This is a genomic window from Variovorax sp. Root411 (assembly GCF_001425205.1).
Lineage (GTDB): Bacteria > Pseudomonadota > Gammaproteobacteria > Burkholderiales > Burkholderiaceae_C > Variovorax.
This window is the reverse complement of sequence record NZ_LMDW01000001.1, coordinates 96,440-116,697: the sequence shown is the minus strand read 5'-3', so window position 1 is coordinate 116,697 and position 20,258 is coordinate 96,440. Positions and strand designations below refer to the sequence as shown.

Here is a 20,258-nt window from a genome sequence, read left to right as displayed (position 1 = left end):
CACCGCGGAACCGGCTTTGCCGGGCCGCAAGTGCTGCCCCCGGCAGGGGGTTGGCGAAGCGACACGAAGTGCGCGCAGCCTGGGGGCGAGCCTATTTCTTCTGCGGGCGCTTCCAGTTCGAAAAGCTCACCTGCTTGCCGCGCGCCACGGTCAGCGCGCCCGGCTCGGTCGACTTGTTGACGGTCGAGCCCCCGCCGATGGTGCCGCCCGCGCCGATGGTGATCGGTGCCACCAGCACGCAGTTGCTGCCCACGTGCACGTCGTCGCCGATCACGGTGCGGTGCTTGTTGGCGCCGTCGTAGTTGGCAGTGATGCTGCCCGCGCCGTAGTTGACGCGCTCGCCCACGGTGGCGTCGCCCAGGTACGCCAGGTGGTTGGCCTTGGCGCCGGGGGCCAGCGTCGAGTTCTTGACCTCGACGAAGTTGCCGATGTGCACCTCGGCGCCCAGCTGCGCGCCGGGACGCAGCCGCGCGAAGGGTCCGACGAGCGCGCCCGCGCCCACCATCGCGCCGGCCTTCTCGCCGTCGATGTGGGTGAACGGATGGATCACCGCGCCGGCCTCGATGCGCGCATTGGCAACGACGCAGTTTGCGCCGATGCGCACGCCCTCGCCCAGCGACACCGCGCCTTCGAAGATGCAGTTGACGTCGATCTCCACGTCGCCCGCGCAATCGAGCGTGCCGCGCAGGTCGAAGCGCGCCGGGTCGGCCAGGCGCACGCCCTGCTCCATCAGCGCATTGGCCTGGCGCAGTTGCCAGGCGCGTTCGAGCGCCGCGAGTTGGGCCGGGCTGTTGATGCCGGCCACCTGCAGAGCGTCTGCGGTGACGTGCGCGACCACGGGCACGCCGTCGGCGGCGGCGAACTTCACCACGTCGGTCAGGTAGTACTCGCCTTGCGCGTTCCTGTTGTCGAGCCGCGCAAGCCAGCCCTTGAGCAGGCGCGCGGGCACGGCCATCACGCCGCTGTAGATCTCGCGCACGGTGCGTTGCGCTTCGCTTGCGTCCTTGTGCTCGACGATGGCGGTGACCTCGCCCCCGCCCGCCGCACGAATGACGCGGCCATAGCCGGTCGGGTCGTCGAATTCAATGGTCAGCAGTGCGAGGCGCCGGCCCGCGCTGGCCGCGATGAGCGCGCGCAAGGTGTCTTCGCCGATCAGCGGCACGTCGCCCGACAGCACGACCACCGTGCCGTCGTCTGGCAGCAGCGGCGCGGCCTGCTGCACCGCGTGGCCGGTGCCGAGCTGCGGCTCCTGGCGCGCAAAGCGCAGCGTGGCGCCAGCGATGCCGCTGTCCAGCGAAGCCTCGACTTCGGCTGCGCCGTGGCCGGTGACAACCACCACGCTGCGCGCACCGATGCGCGCGGCGGTGCCCGCCACATGCGCCAGCAAGGCGCGACCGCCCAATCGATGCAACACTTTGGGCAGCCTGCTTTTCATGCGCGTGCCCTTGCCGGCGGCCATGATGACGATGTCGACCGGTCCCGGCTTGCTGTCTTGTTGCGGAGTCTGATTCATGCGTTGTTCTTCCCGATTGCGTTGCGCTGTACTGTTGGCGCGAATTATCGGCGTGCTGCTTGCCGTGGCCGCCCTGGGCGCCTGCAGCGCGATCAAGCTGGCCTACAACAACCTGCCCGCGGTGAGCTACTGGCGGCTCGATGCCTACCTGGACTTCAACGGTGCGCAGACTCCGAAGGTGCGCGACGAGCTGGAGCAGTTGCTGGCCTGGCACCGGCAGAACGAGCTGCCGCGCATCGCCTCGCTGCTGCAGGAGGCGCAGGCGCTGGCGCCTGGCGAGGTAACGCCGGCGCAGGTGTGTGCCATGTCCGACCGCATCCGCGAGCGCCTGCTGGCCGTGACCGAGCGCGCCGAGCCCGCAGGCACCGAACTGGCGCTGAGCCTGAGCGAGGCCCAACTGCTGCAGCTGGAACGCAAGTACGCGAAGAACAACGCCGCATTCCGCAAGGGCTGGCTCGATCGCACCCCGGCGCAGGTGCAGCAAAAGCGCTACGACCGGTTCCTCGAGCGCGCCGAGGATTTCTATGGCCAGCTCACCGACGAGCAGCGCGGCCTGCTGAAGCAGCAGGTGGCGCAGTCGGTGTTCGATCCGCTGCTGGCAGACGCCGAGCACCGCAGGCGACAGCAGGAGGCACTGGTGCTGCTGCGCGGCTTTGTCGCCAGCAAGCCGTTACCGGCCGAGGCACGCGCCGCGCTGCACGGCTACATCCAGCGCGTCGCCGAGCCGCAGCCCGGACCCTGGCGCGACCAGCAGCAGGCGCTGGTGCAGGAAGGCTGTGGCAACACGGCGGCGCTGCACAACAGCACCACCGCCAGCCAGCGCGCGCAGGCGGTGCGCCGGCTGCAGGCCTACCAGGACGACTTGCGCCAGTTGGTGGCGCAGCGCTGAGGCGGCCGGGCCGAAGGAATGAAGCTTCAAAAAAGAGAAAAGGCGGCCGCAGCCGCCTCTTCAGCACTTGGAGGGCGAACAACCGATCAGGCGTTGTCCCAGCTGTAGGTCGCGCCGTAGCCGTCCCACGCCTCCATCACGATGCGCTGGCCGGCGGCCACCGTCAGCGACTCGCCGGGTGCGAGCACCAGGTCTTCGCTGGGGTTCTTGACCGTGGCGTCGGGCGTGATCCACACCCGGCCCTGCCTGACCCGCAGGATGCTGGCCGACCGCGCCTTCAGGCTCATCGCCTCGCCGGGCGCGATCTGCCAGGCGCCACGGCGCACAGCCGGGGGAACGGCGGCGGCGCGAGCGGGAACGGACAGGGACGAGAGCGATTCGGTGGTGCAGACGGCGGTGGACATGGTGTAGCTCCTTGGGCTTTGCCGAAGCGCTTGACAGAAAGAGGCAATAGCGCAGTTCGGGAATGAATGATCGTTTTTACGGCGTTGGCGGTCCAATGAAAACGAGTTAGCCTACTGATGCGCGTTCAGCATCAATCGACCTGGGTGCCCATTCGCTCTTCAAAGTCATACCCATGCAACATTCGCAGACCCATTTGCGCTCCCGCCCGATCTCCGCCGGGCACCTGCGCGCCTTCGAGGCAGTGGCCCGGCACCTGAACTTCCGCGCCGCGGCGGAAGAAATGGCACTGACCCAGTCGGCAGTCAGCCGCCAGATCCAGTCGCTCGAAGAAGAAGTGGGCGTGGCCTTGTTCCTGCGCCACACGCGCGCAGTGGAGCTCACGAGCGCCGGGGCGCTGCTGCTGCTGGCGGTGCAGCAGTCGCTGCCGCGCATCGACACGGCCGTGCGCCAGATCCGCCAGAGCGCGGGGCGCCAGAGCGTGTCGCTGACCACCTTTGCCTCGTTCGCCTCGATGTGGCTCATTCCGCGGCTGGAGGCCTTCCAGCGCGACAACCCAGAGATCGACATCCGCATCGACGCCAGCGACGTCGCGGTCGACCTCGACGTGGCCGACGTGGACATCGCCCTGCGCTACGGCCCGCGCGAAAGCATGCCGGCCGGCGCGTTGCGCCTGTTCGGCGAAACGCTGACGCCGGTGGCCAGCCCCTGGCTGCTCAAGAGCAGTCCGCCCATCAAGACGCCCGCGGACATCACCCGGTTCACGCTGATCGAGGCCGGCGACGCGCACCGCACGCACCTGGAGTGGCTGACCTGGCGGCGCTGGTTCGAGGTGAACGGGCTGGAGCGTGCGCAGCCCAAGCGCTGGCTCTATTTCAACTACGCCTACCAGATGGTGCAGGCCGCGCTCACCGGGCAGGGCGTGACGCTGGCGCGCAGTTCGCTGATTGCCGAGAGCCTGGCCAACGGCGACCTGGTGGAGGTGCTGCCGCAGCACCGGCTGGACTCGCCGATGTCCTACTGGCTCATTGCCGGGCCGCGCAACGCGCTGCGCCCGGAAATCAGGGCCTTCTGCGACTGGTTGCAGCTGCAGGCCATGACCACGCGCGAAACCATCGGCGAGGTGCCCGATCCGGACACCGTCGACAACATCGACTGACCGTGCCGCTCAGCTCGTTGGCCAGACGACGCCGTTGTCGTTGAGGATTGCGTCGAGCGGCAGGTCGTGCGCCTCGGGCTCGAAGTCTTCGAGGAAGCCGTGGGTGAACCCCAGCCCCACCGTGAACGGTCGCGGCTCCAGCGCGGCCAGCGTGCGGTCGTAGAAGCCGCCGCCGTAGCCCAGCCGGTAGCCGCCCGCGCTGTAGCCCACGCAGGGCACGAACAGCAGGGTCGGCACGATCAGCTCGGTGTCCTTGGGCTTGGGAATGCCGTAGGCGTCTTCTTCCATCTGGCAGCCCGGGTACCAGGCATGGAAGGTCAGCGTCTTGTGGACCTTGTCGATCACCGGCAGTCCGATGCGGCGGCGCTGCGTCTCCTCCATCAGCTCGCCGTCTTCCTTCCAGCGGTGCAGGGCAGGCAGCGGATCGAACTCGCCCTTGATCGGCCAATAAGCGCCGATCACGGTGTCGGGCCGGCCCACCAGCCAGATCCGCATCACGCGCTGCAGCAGGTCGGCGCGTGTCAGCCGGTCCGGCATGGCCAGGCGTTGTTCGATCAATGCCTTGCGCAGCTGATCCTTCAGAAAACGCGCCGTCGCCGAAGTGCCGGCATCCTTTGACTTGTCCATAATCCCCCGATGCAGTTCCCAAGCATTTTGGCACCCAAGCGCGCCCACCCGCGCAACACAACCCCCGCACTCGTTTTTTCCGCTGTCCTGGCCCTCGCCGCGTTGCTCTCGCAGCAACCCGCGGCAGCACAGAACGGCAACACCAACGACGACGTGCTGATCCAGATGAAGCAGGCCTTCCAGCGCGGCGACAAAGCCCGCCTGACCGCCCTGCTGCCGCAGGCCCGCGGCCATGCGCTGGAACCCTGGGCCGCGTACTGGGAACTCAAGGCACGCCTGCAGGAAGCCGCGCCCAACGAAGTGCAGGACTTCTTCGCGCGCTACCCCGGCACCTACCAGGAAGACCGCCTGCGCAACGACTGGCTGCTGCTCACCGGCCAGCGCCGCGACTGGGACAACTTCTCCGCCTCGCTCGACGGCTTCCGCATGGGCGACGACGCGCAGGTGCGTTGCTACGCGGTCCTGGTCGACGCGCTGCGCAGCGGCACCGCCACGCAGGCGCAAGCCGACGAGGTGCGTCGCAGCTGGTTCGCCCAGAAAGACCTGGACGACGGCTGCCTCACCGCCGCAGACCGCATGGTCGCCGCCCGCCTGATGTCGACCAGCGACGTCTGGAAGAAGGCCCGGCTGGCCATCGAGGCCAACCGCCCGCAGGCCGCGCGCGCCGCCGTCACCATCGCCGCGCCCGATGCGCTGCCGCTGTTCGACGAGCTCAACGCCAGCTCGGCCAAGTTCCTGACCGGCCGCGCCTTCGTGGCTGCCAAGTCGCGCAAGGAGCTGGTGGTGCTGGCGCTCATCAAGGTCGCCATTGCCGACCCCGAAATGGCCGCCTCGCAGCTCGACAGCAAGTGGGGCCCGATGCTCTCCGCCGAAGAGCGCAACTGGCTCTGGGGCACCATCGGCCGCGCCGGCGCGCAGAAGCTCTGGCCGCAGGCCGGCACCTATTTCGCCAACGTCACGAAGAACGGCGACCTGTCCGACGACATGCTCGGCTGGCGCGTGCGCGCCGCCCTGCGCGCGGGCCAGTGGAAAGAGGTGGCGCCCGCCATCGACGCCATGAGCGAAACCGCCCAGCTCGACCCGACCTGGGTCTACTGGAAGGCCCGCGCCCTGGCCAGCGTCGGCGGCGACGAACGCCGCGCCCAGGCCCGCGAGTTCTACCAGAGCATCGCCGGCTCGCGCGGCTTCTACGAAATGCTGGCGCTCGAGGAGCTGGGCCAGCGCACGGTGGTGCCCACGCGCCCCGCCCCGCTCACGCCCGAGGAAAAGGCCGCCGCGCGCAACAACCCGGCGCTCGCCCGCGGCCTCTACGCCATCGCGATGGGCCTGCGCCCCGAAGGCACGCGCGAGTGGAACTACGCCACCAACCTGCACGACAAGGGCGGCATGGACGACCGCGCGCTGCTGGCCGCGGCCGACTTCGCCTGCCAGCGCGAGGTGTGGGACCGCTGCATCAACACCAGCGAGCGCACCAAGGGCGTGGTCGACGTGGAGCAGCGCTTTCCCATGCCCTTCCACGACACGGTGCTGCGCAAGGCCCAGGACATCGGCCTCGACCCGGCCTACGTGTACGGCCTGATCCGACAGGAAAGCCGCTTCATCATGGATGCGCGCTCCGGCGTCGGCGCTTCGGGCCTGATGCAGGTCATGCCCGCCACCGCGCGCTGGACCGCCCGCAAGATCGGCATGTCCGACTTCTCGCCCGGCCAGATCAACGACCGCGAGACCAACATCACCATCGGCACCAACTACCTGAAGCTCGCGCTCGACGACTTCGACGGATCGATGGCGCTGGCCGCCGCCGCCTACAACGCCGGCCCGGGCCGCCCGCGCAACTGGCGCAACGGGCCGGTGCTCGACGCCGCCATCTGGGCCGAGAACGTGCCGTTCACCGAAACCCGCGACTACGTGAAGAAGGTGCTGGCCAACACCACCAACTACGCCGCCATCATCAGCGGCCGGCCGCAGTCGCTGAAGGAGCGCCTGGGCCGCGTGGGGCCGCGCGACGCGGCCGAGCCGGAGCCGAACAAGGATCTTCCATAGGGGTAGTCCGGCTTTTCGGTTCGTTGTGCGTGAGGTGCGAGTTGTTTGGGGCGCGCTCACGCCGACGGGGTACTCTGCTCCGCGAATGTCCCCCGCCCTTCGGGCTCCTCCTTTATTTCGCTGCGCAGAGCACCCCGCCAGCGTGATCGTTCAGAGCACTGATTGATCAGCGAGCACAACGACAGCGTCCATGTGCGAAGGGCGCCGGGTGCTCCCCGCAGCGAAATAAAGGAGGAGCGAAGCGGGGGACATTCGCGCAGGGGAGTACCCGGTGGCCTTCGCACGCACCCCGAACACAGCGGCCCCGCATCAATTCGCCCCGCGTTCGTCATCAATCACGGTACAGCGTACGGCTAGCATCGAAGGCTTTCCCGAATCACCGCAATCGAAGGCCTCCCCATGCGCAAGCTCTATGTCGGCAACAAGAACTACTCGTCGTGGTCCATGCGGCCCTGGGTGCTGATGAAGCAGGCCGGCATCGACTTCGAGGAAGTCGTGCTGCGCTTCGATTCGTTCGAGGCCGACTCGCAGTTCAAGCACACCATCGGCGCGCTCAATCCGGTGGCCAAGGTGCCGGTGCTGGTGGACGGCGACCTCGTCGTCTGGGACACGCTGGCCATCGCCGAATACCTCGCCGAGGCCTTCCCCGAGAAGCAGCTGTGGCCCCGGTCGGTGGCTGACCGTGCGCGCGCGCGCAGCGTCTGCGCCGAAATGCATGCGGGCTTCGGCGGCCTGCGCAACCATTGCGGCATGAACATCGAGGCTTCGCTGCCCGAAGTGGGCGCGCGGCTGATGAAGGAGGTGCCCGAAGTCGCCAGCGACCTCGCGCGCATCGTGCAGATGTGGAGCGGCCTGCTGGAGGTGCACGGCGGCCCGATGCTGTTCGGCGCCCAGTTCGGCATCGCCGACGCCTACTTCGCACCGATCGGCACGCGCATCAAGACCTTTGGCTTGCCAGTGCCGCCGCACATCGCGGACTACATCGAGCGCGTGCAGGCACTGCCGGGCGTCAAGGCCTGGATCGACGATGCACTGGCGGAGGAGGACTTCCTGCCATTCGAAGAGCCCTACCGCACGCGGCGCTAGGGTCTTCGGGGCAGGCGGCAGGTCAGAACCGGTAGGTGGCCGCGAGGTAGGTGACGATCGGGTTCAGCTTCAGGCTGGCCTCGCTCGTGGCCACCGGCAGGCCGGTGACCGAGGTCGTCGTCAGCTTGGCCTTGGTCTTCAGCGGGATGTACGACACCGAGAACGAGAGGCCCCAGTGCTTGTCGAACTGATAGGCCACGCCGACGTTGACCACGGGTGCGAACGAGCTGTCGAGCTTGGCCGTGGTGTTGACGGCAAACGGCGACTGGTGGAACTGGCTGGCCAGCGCGCCCTGCAGGTTCGAGGTCAACTTGACGCCGCTGTACCAGACGTAGGCGGCGCCCAGGCCAACGTACGGGCGGAAGGCGTCGTTGCCCTCGTTGAAGTAGTACTTGCCCAGGATGGTCGGGCTCCACTGGCGGGCTTCGCCGAGCTGGCCCACGCGTCCCAGCGTGCCGGTGCCGTTGAGCTTGAACTTGGGCGGCACGCCGAACACGCCTTCCACCGCCCAGTGGCTGTCGAGGAAATACATCGCGCTGACACCGAGGGTGTCGGAATCGCTCACGCTGGCCCCCGAGCCGGGCAGAACGGCCGGAATCGGCGAGGTCACGGTCAGGGGCTTGCTCGAATCCTGCGGCGACAGATGGAACCAACCCGAACCGATGACCCAGTTGCCGGCCTGTTGCGCCATAGCGCTTCCGGACGCCAGAGCGCCCAGGGCCGCCAGCGCAATCATTGTTTTCTTCATGGTGCGAATTACTCCTTTGGTTTGAAAAATCCCTCCGGATACGGACTTCGGCTTATGCATGCCGCTGAAAATCGCCCGATCGACGAACGATTGCCCGGTCTTCGCCAGAAATTATCGAACGACCGTTCTATTTTTTGAACCAAGGAGTATCCCTACACTGCACCCATGAAGATTTTTCTCGTTGGCGGTGCACTGCGCGACCGCCTGCTGGAGCGCCCGGTGTCCGACCATGACTGGCTGGTGGTCGGCGCCACGCCCGAAGAAATGGTGGCCCGGGGCTACCTGCCCGTGGGGCGCGACTTTCCGGTGTTCCTGCACCCCGAGACGCGCGAGGAATACGCGCTGGCCCGTACCGAGCGCAAGAGCGCCCCGGGCTACCGCGGTTTCACCGTGCATGCCGCGCCCGACGTCACGCTCGAACAAGACCTCGCGCGCCGCGACCTGACCGTCAATGCCATCGCGCTGCCGGCAGAGCTGGTGAGCGCCGACGGCCGCTTCGACCCCACGCCCGCCGCGCTGGCCGACCCCTTCCACGGCCAGCGCGACCTGCGTGACAAGGTGCTGCGCCACGTGACCGACGCCTTCCGCGAAGACCCGGTGCGCATCCTGCGCGTGGCGCGTTTCGCGGCCCGCTTCGACGACTTCTCCGTCGCCCCGGAAACGATGGCGCTGATGCGCGAGATGGTCGCCGCCGGCGAGGCCGATGCGTTGGTGCCCGAGCGCGTGTGGCAGGAGCTGTCGCGCGGCCTGATGGAAGAGCGCCCCTCGCGCATGTTCGAGGTACTGCGCGACTGCGGCGCGCTGGCCGTGCTGCTGCCCGGGATCGAAACCGGCACGCAACCCATGGCGGCCATCGATGCCGGTGCGCGCCTGCAGGCCTCGCTGGCGGTGCGCTTCGCCTGCCTCATGCGCAGCGTTGGGCAACCGCAGCTGCAGCAAGTGTGCGACCGCTGGCGCGTGCCGGTGGACATCCGGGAGCTGGCCGAGGTGGTGGCGCGTGAGCATGGCCACATCGACGGCAGCGGCGCGCTCGATGCAACGGGTCTGGTGCGCCTGCTGGAGCGCTGCGATGCTTTGCGCAAGCCCTCACGCTTCGCCGAGGCGCTGCTGGCCTGCGAGTGCGATGCACGCGGCCGGCCCGGCTTCGGCGACGCGACCTACCCGCAGCGCGAGCGCCTGCTCGCGGTGCTGGCAACGGCGGCGGCGGTGCCCACCGATGCGGTGGCGAAGGCTGCGCAGCAGTCGGGTGCGACCGGCCCGAAGATCGGCGAGGCGATCCACCGGGCGCGGGTCGAGGCCGTCGCGGCATCGCTGCCGGCACGAACCTGAAACGGGTGCGAAGGATGCTCTCCAGGGCGTGACGAGGCACCCCGGGCATCGGCCGCCCGCTGACACCAGAGGGAGATTCGGCATTGGCCGACACGCGCGCATGATGTCGCGTGTTATGGTTTTTCCCAATGCCAAAGTCCTCCAGCAACTTGCAGTTGCCTCCTCCGTTGGGCCGGGACGCAGCCCTCTTTCTCGACTTCGACGGTACGCTGGTCGGACTCGCGCCCACGCCTGAAGCCATCGAGATTCCCCCTGCCCTCGTGCCCTTGCTGGGCGACCTGCGCGACCTGCTCGGCGGCGCGCTCGCCGTGGTGTCGGGGCGCCAGATCGATTCCATCGACCGCTTCCTGGCCCCGCTGCGCCTGCCCGCGGCCGGCGAGCACGGCGTGCAGCGCCGCAACGCCGAGGGCCACATGCAGGAGCAGCGCGCGCCCGACCTCGTGTCCATCCTCGACATCGCCAACGAACTCGCGCGCGTGCACGAAGGCCTGCTGGTGGAGCGCAAGCACGCCGCCATCGCCCTGCACTACCGGCTCGCGCCGCAGCTCGAAGCGGTGTGCCGCGACGCGATGTCGCGCGCCATCGCGCACGATCCGCAGCTCGAGCTGATGCACGGCAAGTTCGTGTTCGAGGTGAAGCCCACCGGCGTGCACAAGGGCATCGCCATCGAGGCCTTCATGGCCGAAGCGCCGTTCGCAGGCCGCATGCCGGTCTTTCTCGGCGACGACACCACCGACGAAACCGGCTTTGCCGTGGTGCAGCCGCGCGGCGGCATCGCCGTCAAGGTCGGCTCCGGGCCGAGCCTGGCGCTGCACCGCCTTGAATCGCCGCGCGACGTCTATGAATGGCTGGTGCAGGCACGCGACCTGCTGGCAGCCCCCAGGAACAAGAACACCGAATCCCCGAGGAGCCCCCGATGAGCGAACGACAACTGATGGAGGCTCCCGAAGACCGCGCAGGCGAGGCGCTGGCCGGCGCCGCCGGCCCCGACGACAAGGCCCCGGTTGACGCAAAAGCTGCCGCCGCGCCCGGACCGCGCGGCTTCGCGCCGCCGGCCGAGCCTTCGCTGAACGTCGGCGTGATCGGCAACTGCGCCTACAGCGCGCTCATCGACGCGCGCGGCCGCGCCGTGTGGTGCTGCCTGCCGCGCTTCGACGGCGACCCGGTGTTCAACGCCCTGCTGCACCCCGGCGAGGACGCCGGCGCCTGGGCCACCGAGATCGAAGACTTCGCCTCCAGCAAGCAGTGGTACGAACCCAATACCGCGGTGCTGCGCACGCAGCTGTTCGACAGCGCGGGCCAGGGCATCGAGATCACCGACTTCGCGCCGCGCTTCTACAGCCGCTCGCGCTACTTCCGCCCGCTGATGATGGTGCGCCGCGTGCGGCCGATCGCCGGGGCGCCGCGCGTGCGCGTGTCGCTCGACCCGCGCTTCCAATGGGGCGCCTCGGCGCCTGAGGAAGTAACGCGCGGCAGCAACCACATCCGCTACGTCGGGCCCGACGTGACGCTGCGGCTGAACACCGACGCCTCGATTTCGCACATCCTCTCGCGCCAGCCCTTCGTGATCTCGCGCGAGTACAACTTCATGTTCGGCGTGGACGAGACGCTGCTCGACGGCATCGCCGACACCGCGCGCAAGTTCGAGCAGGAAACCATCTCCTACTGGCGCACCTGGAGCAAGCGCCTCGCCATTCCCTTCGAGTACCAGGAAGCGGTGATCCGCGCGGCCATCACGCTGAAGCTCTCGCTGTACGAGGACACCGGCGCCATCGTGGCCGCCATGACCACCAGCATCCCCGAGGCGCCGGGCAGCCAGCGCAACTGGGACTACCGCTACTGCTGGCTGCGCGACGCTTTCTTCGTGGTGCGCGCGCTCAATTCGCTGAGCGAAGTGGGCACCATGGAAGACTACCTGCGCTGGCTCGGCAACGTGGTGATCGGCTCGCACGGCGAGCACATCCAGCCGCTGTACGGCATCGGGCTGGAGCGCGAGCTGCCCGAGTCCTTCGTCGAGGGCCTGCCGGGCTACCGCGGCATGGGTCCGGTGCGCGTGGGCAACCAGGCGCAGGAGCACTTCCAGCACGACGTGTACGGCAACATCGTGCTCGGCGCGGCACAGGCCTTCCACGACCATCGGCTGCTCAGCCGCGCGGGCGTGGCGGAGTTCCCGCACCTGGAGGCGGTGGGCGAGCAGGCGGTGCGCGTCTACGGCACGCCCGACGCCGGCATGTGGGAGCTGCGCACCCGCGCCCGCGTGCACACCAGCTCGGCGCTGATGAGCTGGGCCGCCTGCGACCGGCTCTCCAAGATCGCACGCGCGCTGCACCTGCCCGATCGCGCCGCCTACTGGCACGGCCACGCCTCGCGCATGAAGGAAGAGATCCTCGCCAAGTCGTGGTGCGAGGAGCGCCAGGCCTTTGCCGAGAGCTTCGGCGGCCACGAGCTCGACGCGAGCATCCTGCTGATGGTGGAAGTGGGCCTGATCGACGCGCGCGACCCGCGCTTCATCTCCACCGTCGACGCCATGGAAAAGTCGCTGTGCGACGGCCCCTACATGCGCCGCTACGAGGCGGCCGACGACTTCGGCAAGCCCGAAACCGCCTTCAACATCTGCACCTTCTGGCGCATCGACGCGCTCGCCAAGATCGGCCGCAAGGCCGAGGCGCGCCAGATCTTCGAGACCATGCTCGCGGCGCGCAACCCGCTGGGCCTGCTGTCGGAAGACACGCACCCGGTGACGGGCGAGATGTGGGGCAACTTTCCGCAGACCTATTCGATGGTCGGCATCATCAACGCCGCCGTGCGGCTGTCGGCGCCCTGGGATTCCTGCATATGAGCCGGCTCGTCGTCGTTTCCAACCGCGTGGCGGACCCGCGCAAGCCGGCCGCCGGCGGCCTGGCCGTGGCGCTCGGCGAGAGCCTGCAGCAAAGCGGCGGCCTGTGGTTCGGCTGGAGCGGACAGATCGTCGAAGACGGCCCGACCGGCGAAGGCGAGCTGCACAGGCAGCAGGCCGGCAAGGTCACGCTCGCCACCATCGACCTGAGCCGCGAGGACCATGACAGCTACTACCTCGGCTACAGCAACGACGTGCTGTGGCCGGTGTTCCACAACCGCCTCGACCTCGCTCACTTCGACGCCGGCTTCATCGGCGGCTACCGGCGCGTGAACCAGCTGTTTGCGCGCAAGCTGCTGCCGCTGCTGAAGGACGACGACATCATCTGGGTGCACGACTACCACCTGATTCCGCTGGCGGCCGAACTGCGTGCCATGGGCTGCAGGCAGCGCATGGGCTTCTTCCTGCACATTCCGCTGCCGCCGCAGATCATCATCGCGGCCGTACCGCAGCACGAGTGGCTGATGCGTTCGCTGTTCTCCTACGACCTGATCGGCTTCCAGGCGCAGCAGGACGTGCAGCACTTCGAGCACTACGTGCGCAACGAGGCACATGGCGAGTACGTGGGCAACGACATGTACCGCGCCTACGGGCAGACGGTGCGCAGCAGCGCCTTCCCGATCGGCATCGACGTCGACGAGTTCGCGGCGCTCACGCATGCGAAGGAATCGCGCGACATGTACGAGACCATGAAGCGCGAGTATTCGAGCCGCCGGCTGCTGCTGGGCATCGACCGGCTCGACTACTCCAAGGGCATTCCGCAGCGCGTGCGCTCGTTCCGCGAGCTGCTGGCCAACTACCCCGAGAACCGGCGCAGCGCAACGCTGATCCAGATCGCCTCGCCCACGCGCGAGACGGTCGATGCGTACGGCGACATCCGGCGCGAGCTCGAATCGCTGTGCGGCGCCATCAACGGCGACTTCGGCGAGCTCGACTGGATGCCGGTGCGCTACATCCACCGCATGGTGGCGCGCAAGCGCGTGCCGGGGCTGTGCCGCGCGGCGGCCGTCGGGTTGGTGACGCCGCTGCGCGACGGCATGAACCTCGTGGCGAAGGAATACATCGCCGCTCAGGACCCGGCCGACCCGGGCGTGCTGGTGCTGTCGCGCTTTGCCGGCGCGGCCGAGCAGTTGAAGGAAGCGCTGCTGGTGAATCCGTACGACACCCACGGCACGGCCGAGACCGTGCAACAGGCGCTGCAGATGCCGCTGGAGGAGCGTCGCGAGCGGCACCAGAAGCTGCTGTCTCGCATTCGCGAGCAGGACATCCACTGGTGGCGCCGCAGCTTTCTGGATGCGCTGCGGGAGGCGGCGAGCGAGCGCTGATTTTCTGTTTTTGCGGGGGTACCTTGCTCCGCGAATGTCCCCCGCTTCGCTCCTCCTTTATTTCGCTGCGCAAGGCACCCCATCGGCGTGATCGTTCAGAGCACTGGTTGATCGGCGAGCACAAGAGCCGCGCTCATTGTGCGAAGGGCGCCGGGTGCTCCCCGCAGCGAAATAAAGGAGGAGCGAAGCGGGGAACATTCGCGGAGGGGAGTACCCGGTGGCCTTCGCACGCGCCACGGATTGAGGCACTAGCCTTCACCAGCCAGTGAGCAAGCGCACAAGGCGCATCACCGGCCGGCCCTGTTCAGGTTCAGGCCTCGAAGCCAGCCCCGCCGCCGGCGCATGAACCCGCAGATGTGCAGGCGCCAGCGCCGACACCTCGATCCAGCCGCCACGCGCCAGGTGATGCACATCGCCTTCGTCCAGCACCGCCTGCGCCGTGAACACCGTCTCGCCGAACCACCCGGGCGGGGACACCACGCGAACCCGGCCCTCGGCCACCTGCAGCCACGTGCCGGCATCGACGGCGGTGCGCAGGGACTGGCCCGGCTCCAGGATGACGGAGGCAGGTGCGGATGTGAGCGTGGTGATCATGGCGTGCCTTGAAAAGCGGTGGTTCGGGTATCGATCGTAGGAATCCGGCCGCTCGAAAAACAGGCACACACCACGGCTATTGCGACCGGAACAGCCCGGCCGCGAACGCATCTGTTATGGTCGTTTTCCCGAGCAACTGCATCTGTTTTCGGATGCCCGATGCGGGGAACATCAACGCCATGGACTCGCTACCGCTCTACCGCCAGCTCTCCGCGCATTACGTGGACGCGATCCACACCGGCTCGCTCAAGCAGGGCGACAAGATGCCGTCGCTGCGCAGCCTGATGCGGCTGCACGACATCAGCCTGTCGACCGCACTGCAGGTCTGCCGCGCGATGGAGAGCGACGGCTGGGTCGAGGCACGCGACCGCTCGGGGTATTTCGTGCGGCGGCCGCAGCGACTGGCCATCGCGCCGATGGAAGAGCCGGTGGCTGGCGTGCCGCCCGACCCGGCGCAGTTCGTCAGCATGCGTGCGCGCATGGCCAACTTCATGGCGCGCGGCCGGCACACGGGCGTGAAGCTCAACTTCGCCATCGCCCGCGCGGCCCCCGAGCTCTATCCGGCCGAGGCGCTGCGCAACTCGATGACGCGCGCGCTGCGCCAGCGGCCCGAGCTGCTGACCACCGCCTCGTCGCAGAAAGGCCACGAGCAGTTCCGCGAGGCGCTGGCGCAACGCAACCTGCGCGTCGGCATGACGGTGCCGCCCGACGAAGTGCTCGTCACCAACGGCTGCATCGAGGCGCTGAACCTCGCACTGCGCGCCATCGCCAAGCCGGGCGACACGGTGGCCGTGGAGTCGCCCACCTTCTACGGACTGCTGCAGGTGCTCGAAAGCCTGGGGCTGCGCGCGCTGGAAATCCCGACCAGCCCTCAGACCGGCATCTCCCTCGAGGCGCTCGACCTCGCCATCCACACCTACGACGACATCAAGGCCGTGGTGGTGGTGCCGCACCTGCAGAACCCCATCGGCAGCGTGATGCCCGACGCCCACAAGCAGCGGCTGGTGCACCTGTGCGAGAGCCACGGCATTGCGCTGGTCGAGGACGACACCTACAGCGACCTCGTGGAGAGCGACGCGCCGCTGCGCGCCATGAAGTCGTGGGACCGCACGGGCAACGTGATCTATTGCGCCTCGCTGCACAAGGTGCTGGCGCCGGGGCTGCGGCTGGGCTGGATCACCGCCGGGCGCTGGCATGCCCAGGTGGAAATGCTCAAGTACGCGCAGACGCGCAACAACGAGGCGCTGGCGCAGATCGCCGCGGGCGAGTTCATCGCCAGCGGCGCCTACGACCGCCACCTGCGCCGGCTGCGCGAGCGGCTGCACGTGCAGCGCGACCAGACGGCGGACGCCATCGCCAAATATTTTCCGCCCGGCACGCGGCTGAACCTGCCGCGCGGCGGGCTGCAGCTGTGGGTGGAGCTGCCCGGGCAGCGCTCGTCGGTGGACGTGTTCGAGGCGGCGCTGCGCGAGCACATGGTGGTGGCGCCGGGCGCGCAGTTCTCGAACTCGGGGCGCTTCGACAACTACCTGCGCATCAACTGCGGATGGCCGTATTCGAAGGCGGTGGATGCGGGGCTGCGGCGGCTCGGCGAGATCGTGGCGGCCGTGCGGCCGCGGGGCTAGCGATTCAGACGATGTAGAACACGACGGCGTCGCGCCTTGCGGCCGCAGCGGCAAAGAATCGCTTCACGCCTTCCAAGAACTCCGCGAGCTCCTGCGCGCCTTCCTGCCAGACTTTGGTCCAGTAGAGCTCGCCGAACTGCGCCGGCTCGCCGGTGAAACGGCCTACCAGTTCCGCCACGTCGCACTGCGCGAGCCGCGCCGCCGCGCGCTCCACGTGGGCGGCCGTGAGATAGATGCAGCCCAGGCCGTCGGTGCCGTCGAACTCCTCGCCATCCACGGCCTCGGGCATCAGCGTGCGCACCACGTCCCAGGCCTGCTCCACCGTCTGGCTGTCGTGCGGACCGCCCTGCTCGGCGGGCGAGTTCACGAAGCCCGACACGGTGGACGGATCGATCACCAGCGCGCGCAGCCGGTAGCGGTCGAGGGCGTAGAAGGCGGCGCCGATGCTCAAGTGCTGGGCTCCATGCGCGCTGCGTGTGCGACGGCCGCGAGCGCCATGCTCACGCTGTCGATGTTGCGCTGCGCGTTGTCGATGTTCCTGACGTGGTCGGGCGAGCAGATCTGGTTGAGCAGCAGCGTGCGCTTGAAGTGCACCAGCGCCTGGCGCAGGTCGCCCTCTTCCTGCGCGATCAGGCCGAGGTCGTTGTGGGAATTGGCGGCAGCCGGGGAAATGCCGCGGCAGTCGCGCTGCTGGATGTCGAGCGAACGCTCGAACAGTTCCTTGGCCCGGACGAATTCGCGGCGCGCCATGTAGAGGCCGGCGAAGTTGTTGAGCATGTCGGAATGCAGCTCGGCATCGCCTTGGCCCGGCGGGAGCTTGTCGAGGTGCACGAGGGCGCGCGCGTAGCAGAGCTCGGCCTTCTCGTCCTGGCCAGAGTCGGCGTAAAGGAACGCGAGGTTGTTGAAGGCGCGCACCACGCCATCGCTGGAGCCGCCCCGGGCCTCGGCCACCGCCATGGCGATGGTCTTCTTGTAGAGCGCTTCCGCCTCGTCGGAACGCCCGGCCGCGGCATGCAGCAGCGCCAGGGTGTTGGTCGGTCCGCGCCGCCAGCTGTCATCGAGGCCGAGCTGCCCGATCATGGCCAGGGCTTCGTCGGCCGCGGCCTGTGCCTTGTCGTTCCAGCGCAGCCGGCGGCACAGTTCCGCGTAGCTGGACAGGTGGAGCACCACGGCCTTGTCCGGGCCGCCATGCAGCCGGCGGCTGAAGGCGACGGCCTCGGCACAGAGCTTCTCGGCATTCGGCAGGTCGCCCTGGGCCAGCGCGTCGCGGTAGCGCGCTTCGCGGTCTTCGAGGAGGTTCAGCAGCGCGCCCTGCGCGTCGGATGCCGCGCCGCGGGCCTTGCGTGCGTCGATGCCGGCCAGGGTCTGGTCGAGTGCCTTGCGAGCGACGTCCATGTCCTCCGCGGGCATGCCGATCTTGCGGCCGATGGACAGGCTTTCCTCGAGGCAGGCGCGGGCCTTGTCGAAGGCGCCAAGCTGGTAGCAGGCCTGCCCGAGCATGCACAGGCTCATCGCGAGGTTCTGGTGCGGGCCCTTGAACACGCGGCGCGCGCTGGCGACGACCTGCTCGCCGATGGCGACGGCCCCGGACCAGTCGTCGGCCTCGGCGGCGGCCACGAAGCGCTCCTGCAGCCTGCTGACTTCGGCGAGGGCGGCCAGATCGTAGTCCTTGGCGTCGTTCGCCGCGGGGCGGCGGACGCTGCGGCGGGCCGGCGCATCTTCATTCCCGGCCCCGGCCGAGGCCTGCCGCTTCAGCTGCCGGTGGATCCAGTAGAGGTCGAACAGCAGCCACGGCAGGACGAGCGCCAGACCGAAACGCGATCCCGGCAGGCCCGCCATTCCGTACAGCAGCAGCGCCAGTTGCGCCGCGCCGCCCAGGTAGCTCCCCAGATAGAAGCGATGCGCCCCGATGAAGCCGCCCACCAGCCACAGCAGGTAGGCATAGGAGAGGCGGCGAGGCGACGGGGTCATGGTTCGCCGGTGCGCGTGGCCGTTCAGTCGAGCAGCGCCAGTGCCGCGTAGTCGCCGACCTTGTCGCCCAGCCCCGCTGGCACGAGACGCACGCCGTGCGTGAGCGGCGGCAGCTTGCCGTCGACCTGCGCCTGTAGCCTCGGCAGCAGGAAATCGCGGTGGTGCCAGAACACGCTGCCGCCCAGGCTGATGCGCTGCAGGTCGAGCGTGGCGATCAGGTTGTAGAGCATGCGGCCCATCACGCGGCACAGCGCGTCGACAATCTCGAGCGAATGCCGCTCGCCGCCCGCAGCCGAACTGAAAAGATCGGCCGCGGGCTGGCCGAAGCGCCGCGCGATCGAGTTGCCGGCAATCAGCCCTTCGACGTCGCCGACGTTGCCGCAACCGCACAGCGCGCCGCTGGCGTCGTCAACCACGAAGCTGTGGCCAGCATGGCCGGCGTTGCCGTTCTTGCCGCGCAGCGCGCGGCCGTCCACGCACAGGCCGACGCCGACGCCGGTGCTCCACGTGACATAGGCGCAATCGTCCACGCCCTGGAGTGCACCCCAATGGCGCTCGGCCTCCAGCGCGGCCACGGCGTCGTTCTCGACCCGCACGCGGGCGAAGCGCTTTGCCAGCGGGGCCTCGATCAGCGCGGTCATCCAGGTGTTGGGCAGGCCGCGCGCCGGGCCTGCGATGCCGCCGCAGATGTTGGGCGTGGCCAGTTCGACCTTGCCGTCGCGCAGCTCGAAAGGCCCGGCCGACGACACGCCCACGCGATCGATGGTGGCCGCGTCGATGCCCTGCTGCGCACAGACCTCGTCGATCATCCGCATGATCTGCACCGCCACCGCATCGTTGTCGCCGGTCTTGGCCGTGGGCTCGCTGCGGCGGCCGATCAGCGGCGCGCCGCTCGAAGCGGAAAGGCTCACGGCCACCTTGGTGCCGCCGATGTCTACGCAGGCTCTCATTGCTGTTTGTCTCTTGTCTACAGAAGGCGCGCGACCAGCGCCGCGATCATGCTGAGCACCACCGTGCTCGCAATCGGCAGCTGCCATTCGCGGCCGAAGGCGCGGAACTCGAAATCGCCGGGCAGGCGTCCGAAGCCGAAGCGGCGCAGCCAGGCGGTCAGGCCGCTCATGAGCACCAGTGCCAGGACGACGACGATCAGCCAGCGGAACATAGGGACAACAGTCTAGGCCGAGAGAATGGCCATGGCTTGCCGGTGGAGTTCGGGCGTTGCGGCCGCGATCACCCGCCCGTCGGACTTCAGCCCCAGCGGCTGGCCCTGCCAGTCGGTGATGACGCCGCCCGCCGCCTCGATCAGTCCGGCCGGGCCGAGATAGTCGTAGGGCTGCAGGCCGGTTTCGACCACGAGGTCGATGGTGCCGCCCGCCAGCTGAGCGTAGCCGTAGCAGTCGCCGCCAAAGCGGCGCATCGCGCATTGGCGGCTGAGCCTGTCGAAGGCGGCCCAGTCGGCCGGCGCGAAGATGTCGGGCGAGGTGGTGACGATGCGGGCCTTGGCCACTTCCGTGCAGCCGCTCGCGCGCACGGGCAGGCCGTCGCGCGTGGCGCCCTTGCCCCCGTCCTTGGGGTTGTGACCGATCCAGCGCTCCTCGAGCACCGGCATGTCGACCATGCCCAGCACCACGCGGCCGCCCTCCAGCACGCCGATCAGCGTGCCCCACAGCGGCGAGCCGGTGATGAAGCTGCGCGTGCCGTCGATCGGGTCGAGCACCCAGATGCGCCCAGCGTCGAGCCGCTCGGGGCCATGCTCCTCGCCGTAGATGCCGTCGGCCGGCACGCGAGCGCCAAGGATGTCGCGCATGGCCGTCTCGGCAGCGCGGTCGGCCAGCGTGACCGGGCTCTCGTCGGCCTTGGTGATGATGTCCAGCGGCGTGCGGAAGTAGCGCATCGACTGCGCGGCCGCGGCATCGGCCAGCGCCTGGGCAATCGACGGGAGATCGGGAATCGAAGAGCTCATGGGAGAGAGGAGAACACGTGCCAAAACCTGCGATTAGACCCGAGCCGGGCCGGGTTTGACACGGCAGTGGCGCCAGCCCTAGCATGGC

General features: G+C 68.7%; 19 protein-coding genes. 9 read left to right on the top strand and 10 right to left on the bottom strand.

All coding sequences use genetic code 11. From position 1 onward, the window contains the following. Positions 1-91: 91 nt before the first annotated feature. Complete coding sequence (gene glmU, locus ASC92_RS00500) at positions 92-1,513, bottom strand: bifunctional UDP-N-acetylglucosamine diphosphorylase/glucosamine-1-phosphate N-acetyltransferase GlmU (protein WP_056509116.1); 1,422 nt, start codon at positions 1,511-1,513, stop codon at positions 92-94. A gap of 34 nt (positions 1,514-1,547) precedes the next feature. Between glmU and ASC92_RS00495 the strand changes: the two genes are divergently transcribed. Then, positions 1,548-2,402, top strand: a complete 855-nt coding sequence (locus ASC92_RS00495) for a DUF6279 family lipoprotein (RefSeq protein WP_235505628.1) — start codon at positions 1,548-1,550, stop codon at positions 2,400-2,402. An 86-nt stretch (positions 2,403-2,488) separates the two neighbouring features. On the opposite strand, the gene ASC92_RS00490 is transcribed toward ASC92_RS00495, so the two are convergent. After that, positions 2,489-2,806, bottom strand: coding sequence for a DUF2917 domain-containing protein (locus ASC92_RS00490; protein WP_056509106.1), 318 nt, complete (start codon positions 2,804-2,806; stop codon positions 2,489-2,491). 173 nt (positions 2,807-2,979) lie between these two features. Here ASC92_RS00490 and ASC92_RS00485 point away from each other — a divergent pair, with 173 nt between their 5' ends. Continuing rightward, positions 2,980-3,963: a LysR substrate-binding domain-containing protein gene (locus tag ASC92_RS00485; RefSeq protein ID WP_056509103.1), complete on the top strand. Its 984-nt coding sequence runs from the start codon at positions 2,980-2,982 to the stop codon at positions 3,961-3,963. 9 nt (positions 3,964-3,972) lie between these two features. Here ASC92_RS00485 and ASC92_RS00480 read toward each other — a convergent pair whose 3' ends face one another. Further along, complete coding sequence (locus ASC92_RS00480) at positions 3,973-4,590, bottom strand: 5-formyltetrahydrofolate cyclo-ligase (RefSeq protein WP_056509101.1); 618 nt, start codon at positions 4,588-4,590, stop codon at positions 3,973-3,975. Positions 4,591-4,599: 9 nt separating this feature from the next. Between ASC92_RS00480 and ASC92_RS00475 the strand changes: the two genes are divergently transcribed. Continuing rightward, positions 4,600-6,633 (top strand): lytic transglycosylase domain-containing protein, encoded by a 2,034-nt coding sequence (locus ASC92_RS00475; protein ID WP_056509099.1) that lies wholly within the window; start codon positions 4,600-4,602, stop codon positions 6,631-6,633. A 399-nt stretch (positions 6,634-7,032) separates the two neighbouring features. Continuing rightward, positions 7,033-7,719: a glutathione S-transferase family protein gene (locus ASC92_RS00470; RefSeq protein WP_056509096.1), complete on the top strand. Its 687-nt coding sequence runs from the start codon at positions 7,033-7,035 to the stop codon at positions 7,717-7,719. Between the two features lie 22 nt (positions 7,720-7,741). Here ASC92_RS00470 and ASC92_RS00465 read toward each other — a convergent pair whose 3' ends face one another. Further along, positions 7,742-8,467, bottom strand: coding sequence for an OmpW/AlkL family protein (locus ASC92_RS00465; protein ID WP_056509093.1), 726 nt, complete (start codon positions 8,465-8,467; stop codon positions 7,742-7,744). 165 nt (positions 8,468-8,632) lie between these two features. Between ASC92_RS00465 and ASC92_RS00460 the strand changes: the two genes are divergently transcribed. The 4 genes from ASC92_RS00460 (at position 8,633) to otsA (ending at position 14,017) form a co-directional block, all read left to right on the top strand. After that, on the top strand, positions 8,633-9,796 hold the full coding sequence (locus ASC92_RS00460; RefSeq protein WP_056509090.1) for a multifunctional CCA addition/repair protein: 1,164 nt from the start codon (positions 8,633-8,635) through the stop codon (positions 9,794-9,796). Positions 9,797-9,924: 128 nt separating this feature from the next. After that, positions 9,925-10,716, top strand: a complete 792-nt coding sequence (gene otsB / locus ASC92_RS00455) for a trehalose-phosphatase (RefSeq protein ID WP_056509088.1) — start codon at positions 9,925-9,927, stop codon at positions 10,714-10,716. After that, a complete protein-coding gene (locus ASC92_RS00450) occupies positions 10,713-12,635 on the top strand; it encodes a glycoside hydrolase family 15 protein (RefSeq protein ID WP_056509085.1) in 1,923 nt (640 codons plus the stop codon). Before otsB ends, ASC92_RS00450 begins: the two co-directional genes overlap by 4 nt. Next, positions 12,632-14,017, top strand: coding sequence for an alpha,alpha-trehalose-phosphate synthase (UDP-forming) (gene otsA, locus ASC92_RS00445; RefSeq protein WP_056509080.1), 1,386 nt, complete (start codon positions 12,632-12,634; stop codon positions 14,015-14,017). The genes ASC92_RS00450 and otsA overlap by 4 nt, the downstream gene beginning before the upstream one ends. A 255-nt stretch (positions 14,018-14,272) precedes the next feature. Here the strand turns inward: otsA and ASC92_RS00440 are convergent, their stop codons facing one another. Beyond that, complete coding sequence (locus ASC92_RS00440; RefSeq protein WP_056509077.1) at positions 14,273-14,611, bottom strand: hypothetical protein; 339 nt, start codon at positions 14,609-14,611, stop codon at positions 14,273-14,275. Positions 14,612-14,790: 179 nt separating this feature from the next. On the opposite strand from ASC92_RS00440, the gene ASC92_RS00435 reads away from it, so the two are divergent. Then, a complete protein-coding gene (locus tag ASC92_RS00435) occupies positions 14,791-16,236 on the top strand; it encodes a PLP-dependent aminotransferase family protein (RefSeq protein WP_056511689.1) in 1,446 nt (481 codons plus the stop codon). A 4-nt stretch (positions 16,237-16,240) separates the two neighbouring features. Here ASC92_RS00435 and ASC92_RS00430 read toward each other — a convergent pair whose 3' ends face one another. Genes ASC92_RS00430 through hisN form a run of 5 tightly spaced genes read right to left on the bottom strand, consistent with a single transcriptional unit; the run spans position 16,241 to position 20,170 of the window. After that, positions 16,241-16,687: a DUF1877 family protein gene (locus tag ASC92_RS00430; protein WP_056509074.1), complete on the bottom strand. Its 447-nt coding sequence runs from the start codon at positions 16,685-16,687 to the stop codon at positions 16,241-16,243. Further along, positions 16,684-18,207, bottom strand: coding sequence for a tetratricopeptide repeat protein (locus ASC92_RS00425; RefSeq protein WP_056509071.1), 1,524 nt, complete (start codon positions 18,205-18,207; stop codon positions 16,684-16,686). The genes ASC92_RS00430 and ASC92_RS00425 overlap by 4 nt, the downstream gene beginning before the upstream one ends. Before the next feature lie 23 nt (positions 18,208-18,230). Then, positions 18,231-19,157, bottom strand: coding sequence for an ROK family protein (locus tag ASC92_RS00420; protein WP_056509068.1), 927 nt, complete (start codon positions 19,155-19,157; stop codon positions 18,231-18,233). 17 nt (positions 19,158-19,174) lie between these two features. Then, entirely contained in the window at positions 19,175-19,369 is a 195-nt protein-coding gene (locus ASC92_RS00415; RefSeq protein WP_056509065.1) for a DUF2905 domain-containing protein, read from the bottom strand. 12 nt (positions 19,370-19,381) lie between these two features. Further along, positions 19,382-20,170, bottom strand: a complete 789-nt coding sequence (hisN, locus tag ASC92_RS00410) for a histidinol-phosphatase (RefSeq protein ID WP_056509062.1) — start codon at positions 20,168-20,170, stop codon at positions 19,382-19,384. Positions 20,171-20,258 lie beyond the last annotated feature (88 nt).

What these genes read in the sequence shown, in the direction of transcription:
- glmU (WP_056509116.1), bottom strand. Translation starts at nt 1,513, where the DNA reads ATGAATCAGACTCCGCAACAAGACAGCAAGCCGGGACCGGTCGACATC.
- ASC92_RS00490 (WP_056509106.1), bottom strand. Translation starts at nt 2,806, where the DNA reads ATGTCCACCGCCGTCTGCACCACCGAATCGCTCTCGTCCCTGTCCGTT.
- ASC92_RS00485 (WP_056509103.1), top strand. Translation starts at nt 2,980, where the DNA reads ATGCAACATTCGCAGACCCATTTGCGCTCCCGCCCGATCTCCGCCGGG.
- ASC92_RS00480 (WP_056509101.1), bottom strand. Translation starts at nt 4,590, where the DNA reads ATGGACAAGTCAAAGGATGCCGGCACTTCGGCGACGGCGCGTTTTCTG.
- ASC92_RS00475 (WP_056509099.1), top strand. Translation starts at nt 4,600, where the DNA reads ATGCAGTTCCCAAGCATTTTGGCACCCAAGCGCGCCCACCCGCGCAAC.
- ASC92_RS00470 (WP_056509096.1), top strand. Translation starts at nt 7,033, where the DNA reads ATGCGCAAGCTCTATGTCGGCAACAAGAACTACTCGTCGTGGTCCATG.
- ASC92_RS00465 (WP_056509093.1), bottom strand. Translation starts at nt 8,467, where the DNA reads ATGAAGAAAACAATGATTGCGCTGGCGGCCCTGGGCGCTCTGGCGTCC.
- ASC92_RS00460 (WP_056509090.1), top strand. Translation starts at nt 8,633, where the DNA reads ATGAAGATTTTTCTCGTTGGCGGTGCACTGCGCGACCGCCTGCTGGAG.
- otsB (WP_056509088.1), top strand. Translation starts at nt 9,925, where the DNA reads ATGCCAAAGTCCTCCAGCAACTTGCAGTTGCCTCCTCCGTTGGGCCGG.
- ASC92_RS00450 (WP_056509085.1), top strand. Translation starts at nt 10,713, where the DNA reads ATGAGCGAACGACAACTGATGGAGGCTCCCGAAGACCGCGCAGGCGAG.
- otsA (WP_056509080.1), top strand. Translation starts at nt 12,632, where the DNA reads ATGAGCCGGCTCGTCGTCGTTTCCAACCGCGTGGCGGACCCGCGCAAG.
- ASC92_RS00440 (WP_056509077.1), bottom strand. Translation starts at nt 14,611, where the DNA reads ATGATCACCACGCTCACATCCGCACCTGCCTCCGTCATCCTGGAGCCG.
- ASC92_RS00435 (WP_056511689.1), top strand. Translation starts at nt 14,791, where the DNA reads ATGGACTCGCTACCGCTCTACCGCCAGCTCTCCGCGCATTACGTGGAC.
- ASC92_RS00425 (WP_056509071.1), bottom strand. Translation starts at nt 18,207, where the DNA reads ATGACCCCGTCGCCTCGCCGCCTCTCCTATGCCTACCTGCTGTGGCTG.
- ASC92_RS00420 (WP_056509068.1), bottom strand. Translation starts at nt 19,157, where the DNA reads ATGAGAGCCTGCGTAGACATCGGCGGCACCAAGGTGGCCGTGAGCCTT.
- ASC92_RS00415 (WP_056509065.1), bottom strand. Translation starts at nt 19,369, where the DNA reads ATGTTCCGCTGGCTGATCGTCGTCGTCCTGGCACTGGTGCTCATGAGC.
- hisN (WP_056509062.1), bottom strand. Translation starts at nt 20,170, where the DNA reads ATGAGCTCTTCGATTCCCGATCTCCCGTCGATTGCCCAGGCGCTGGCC.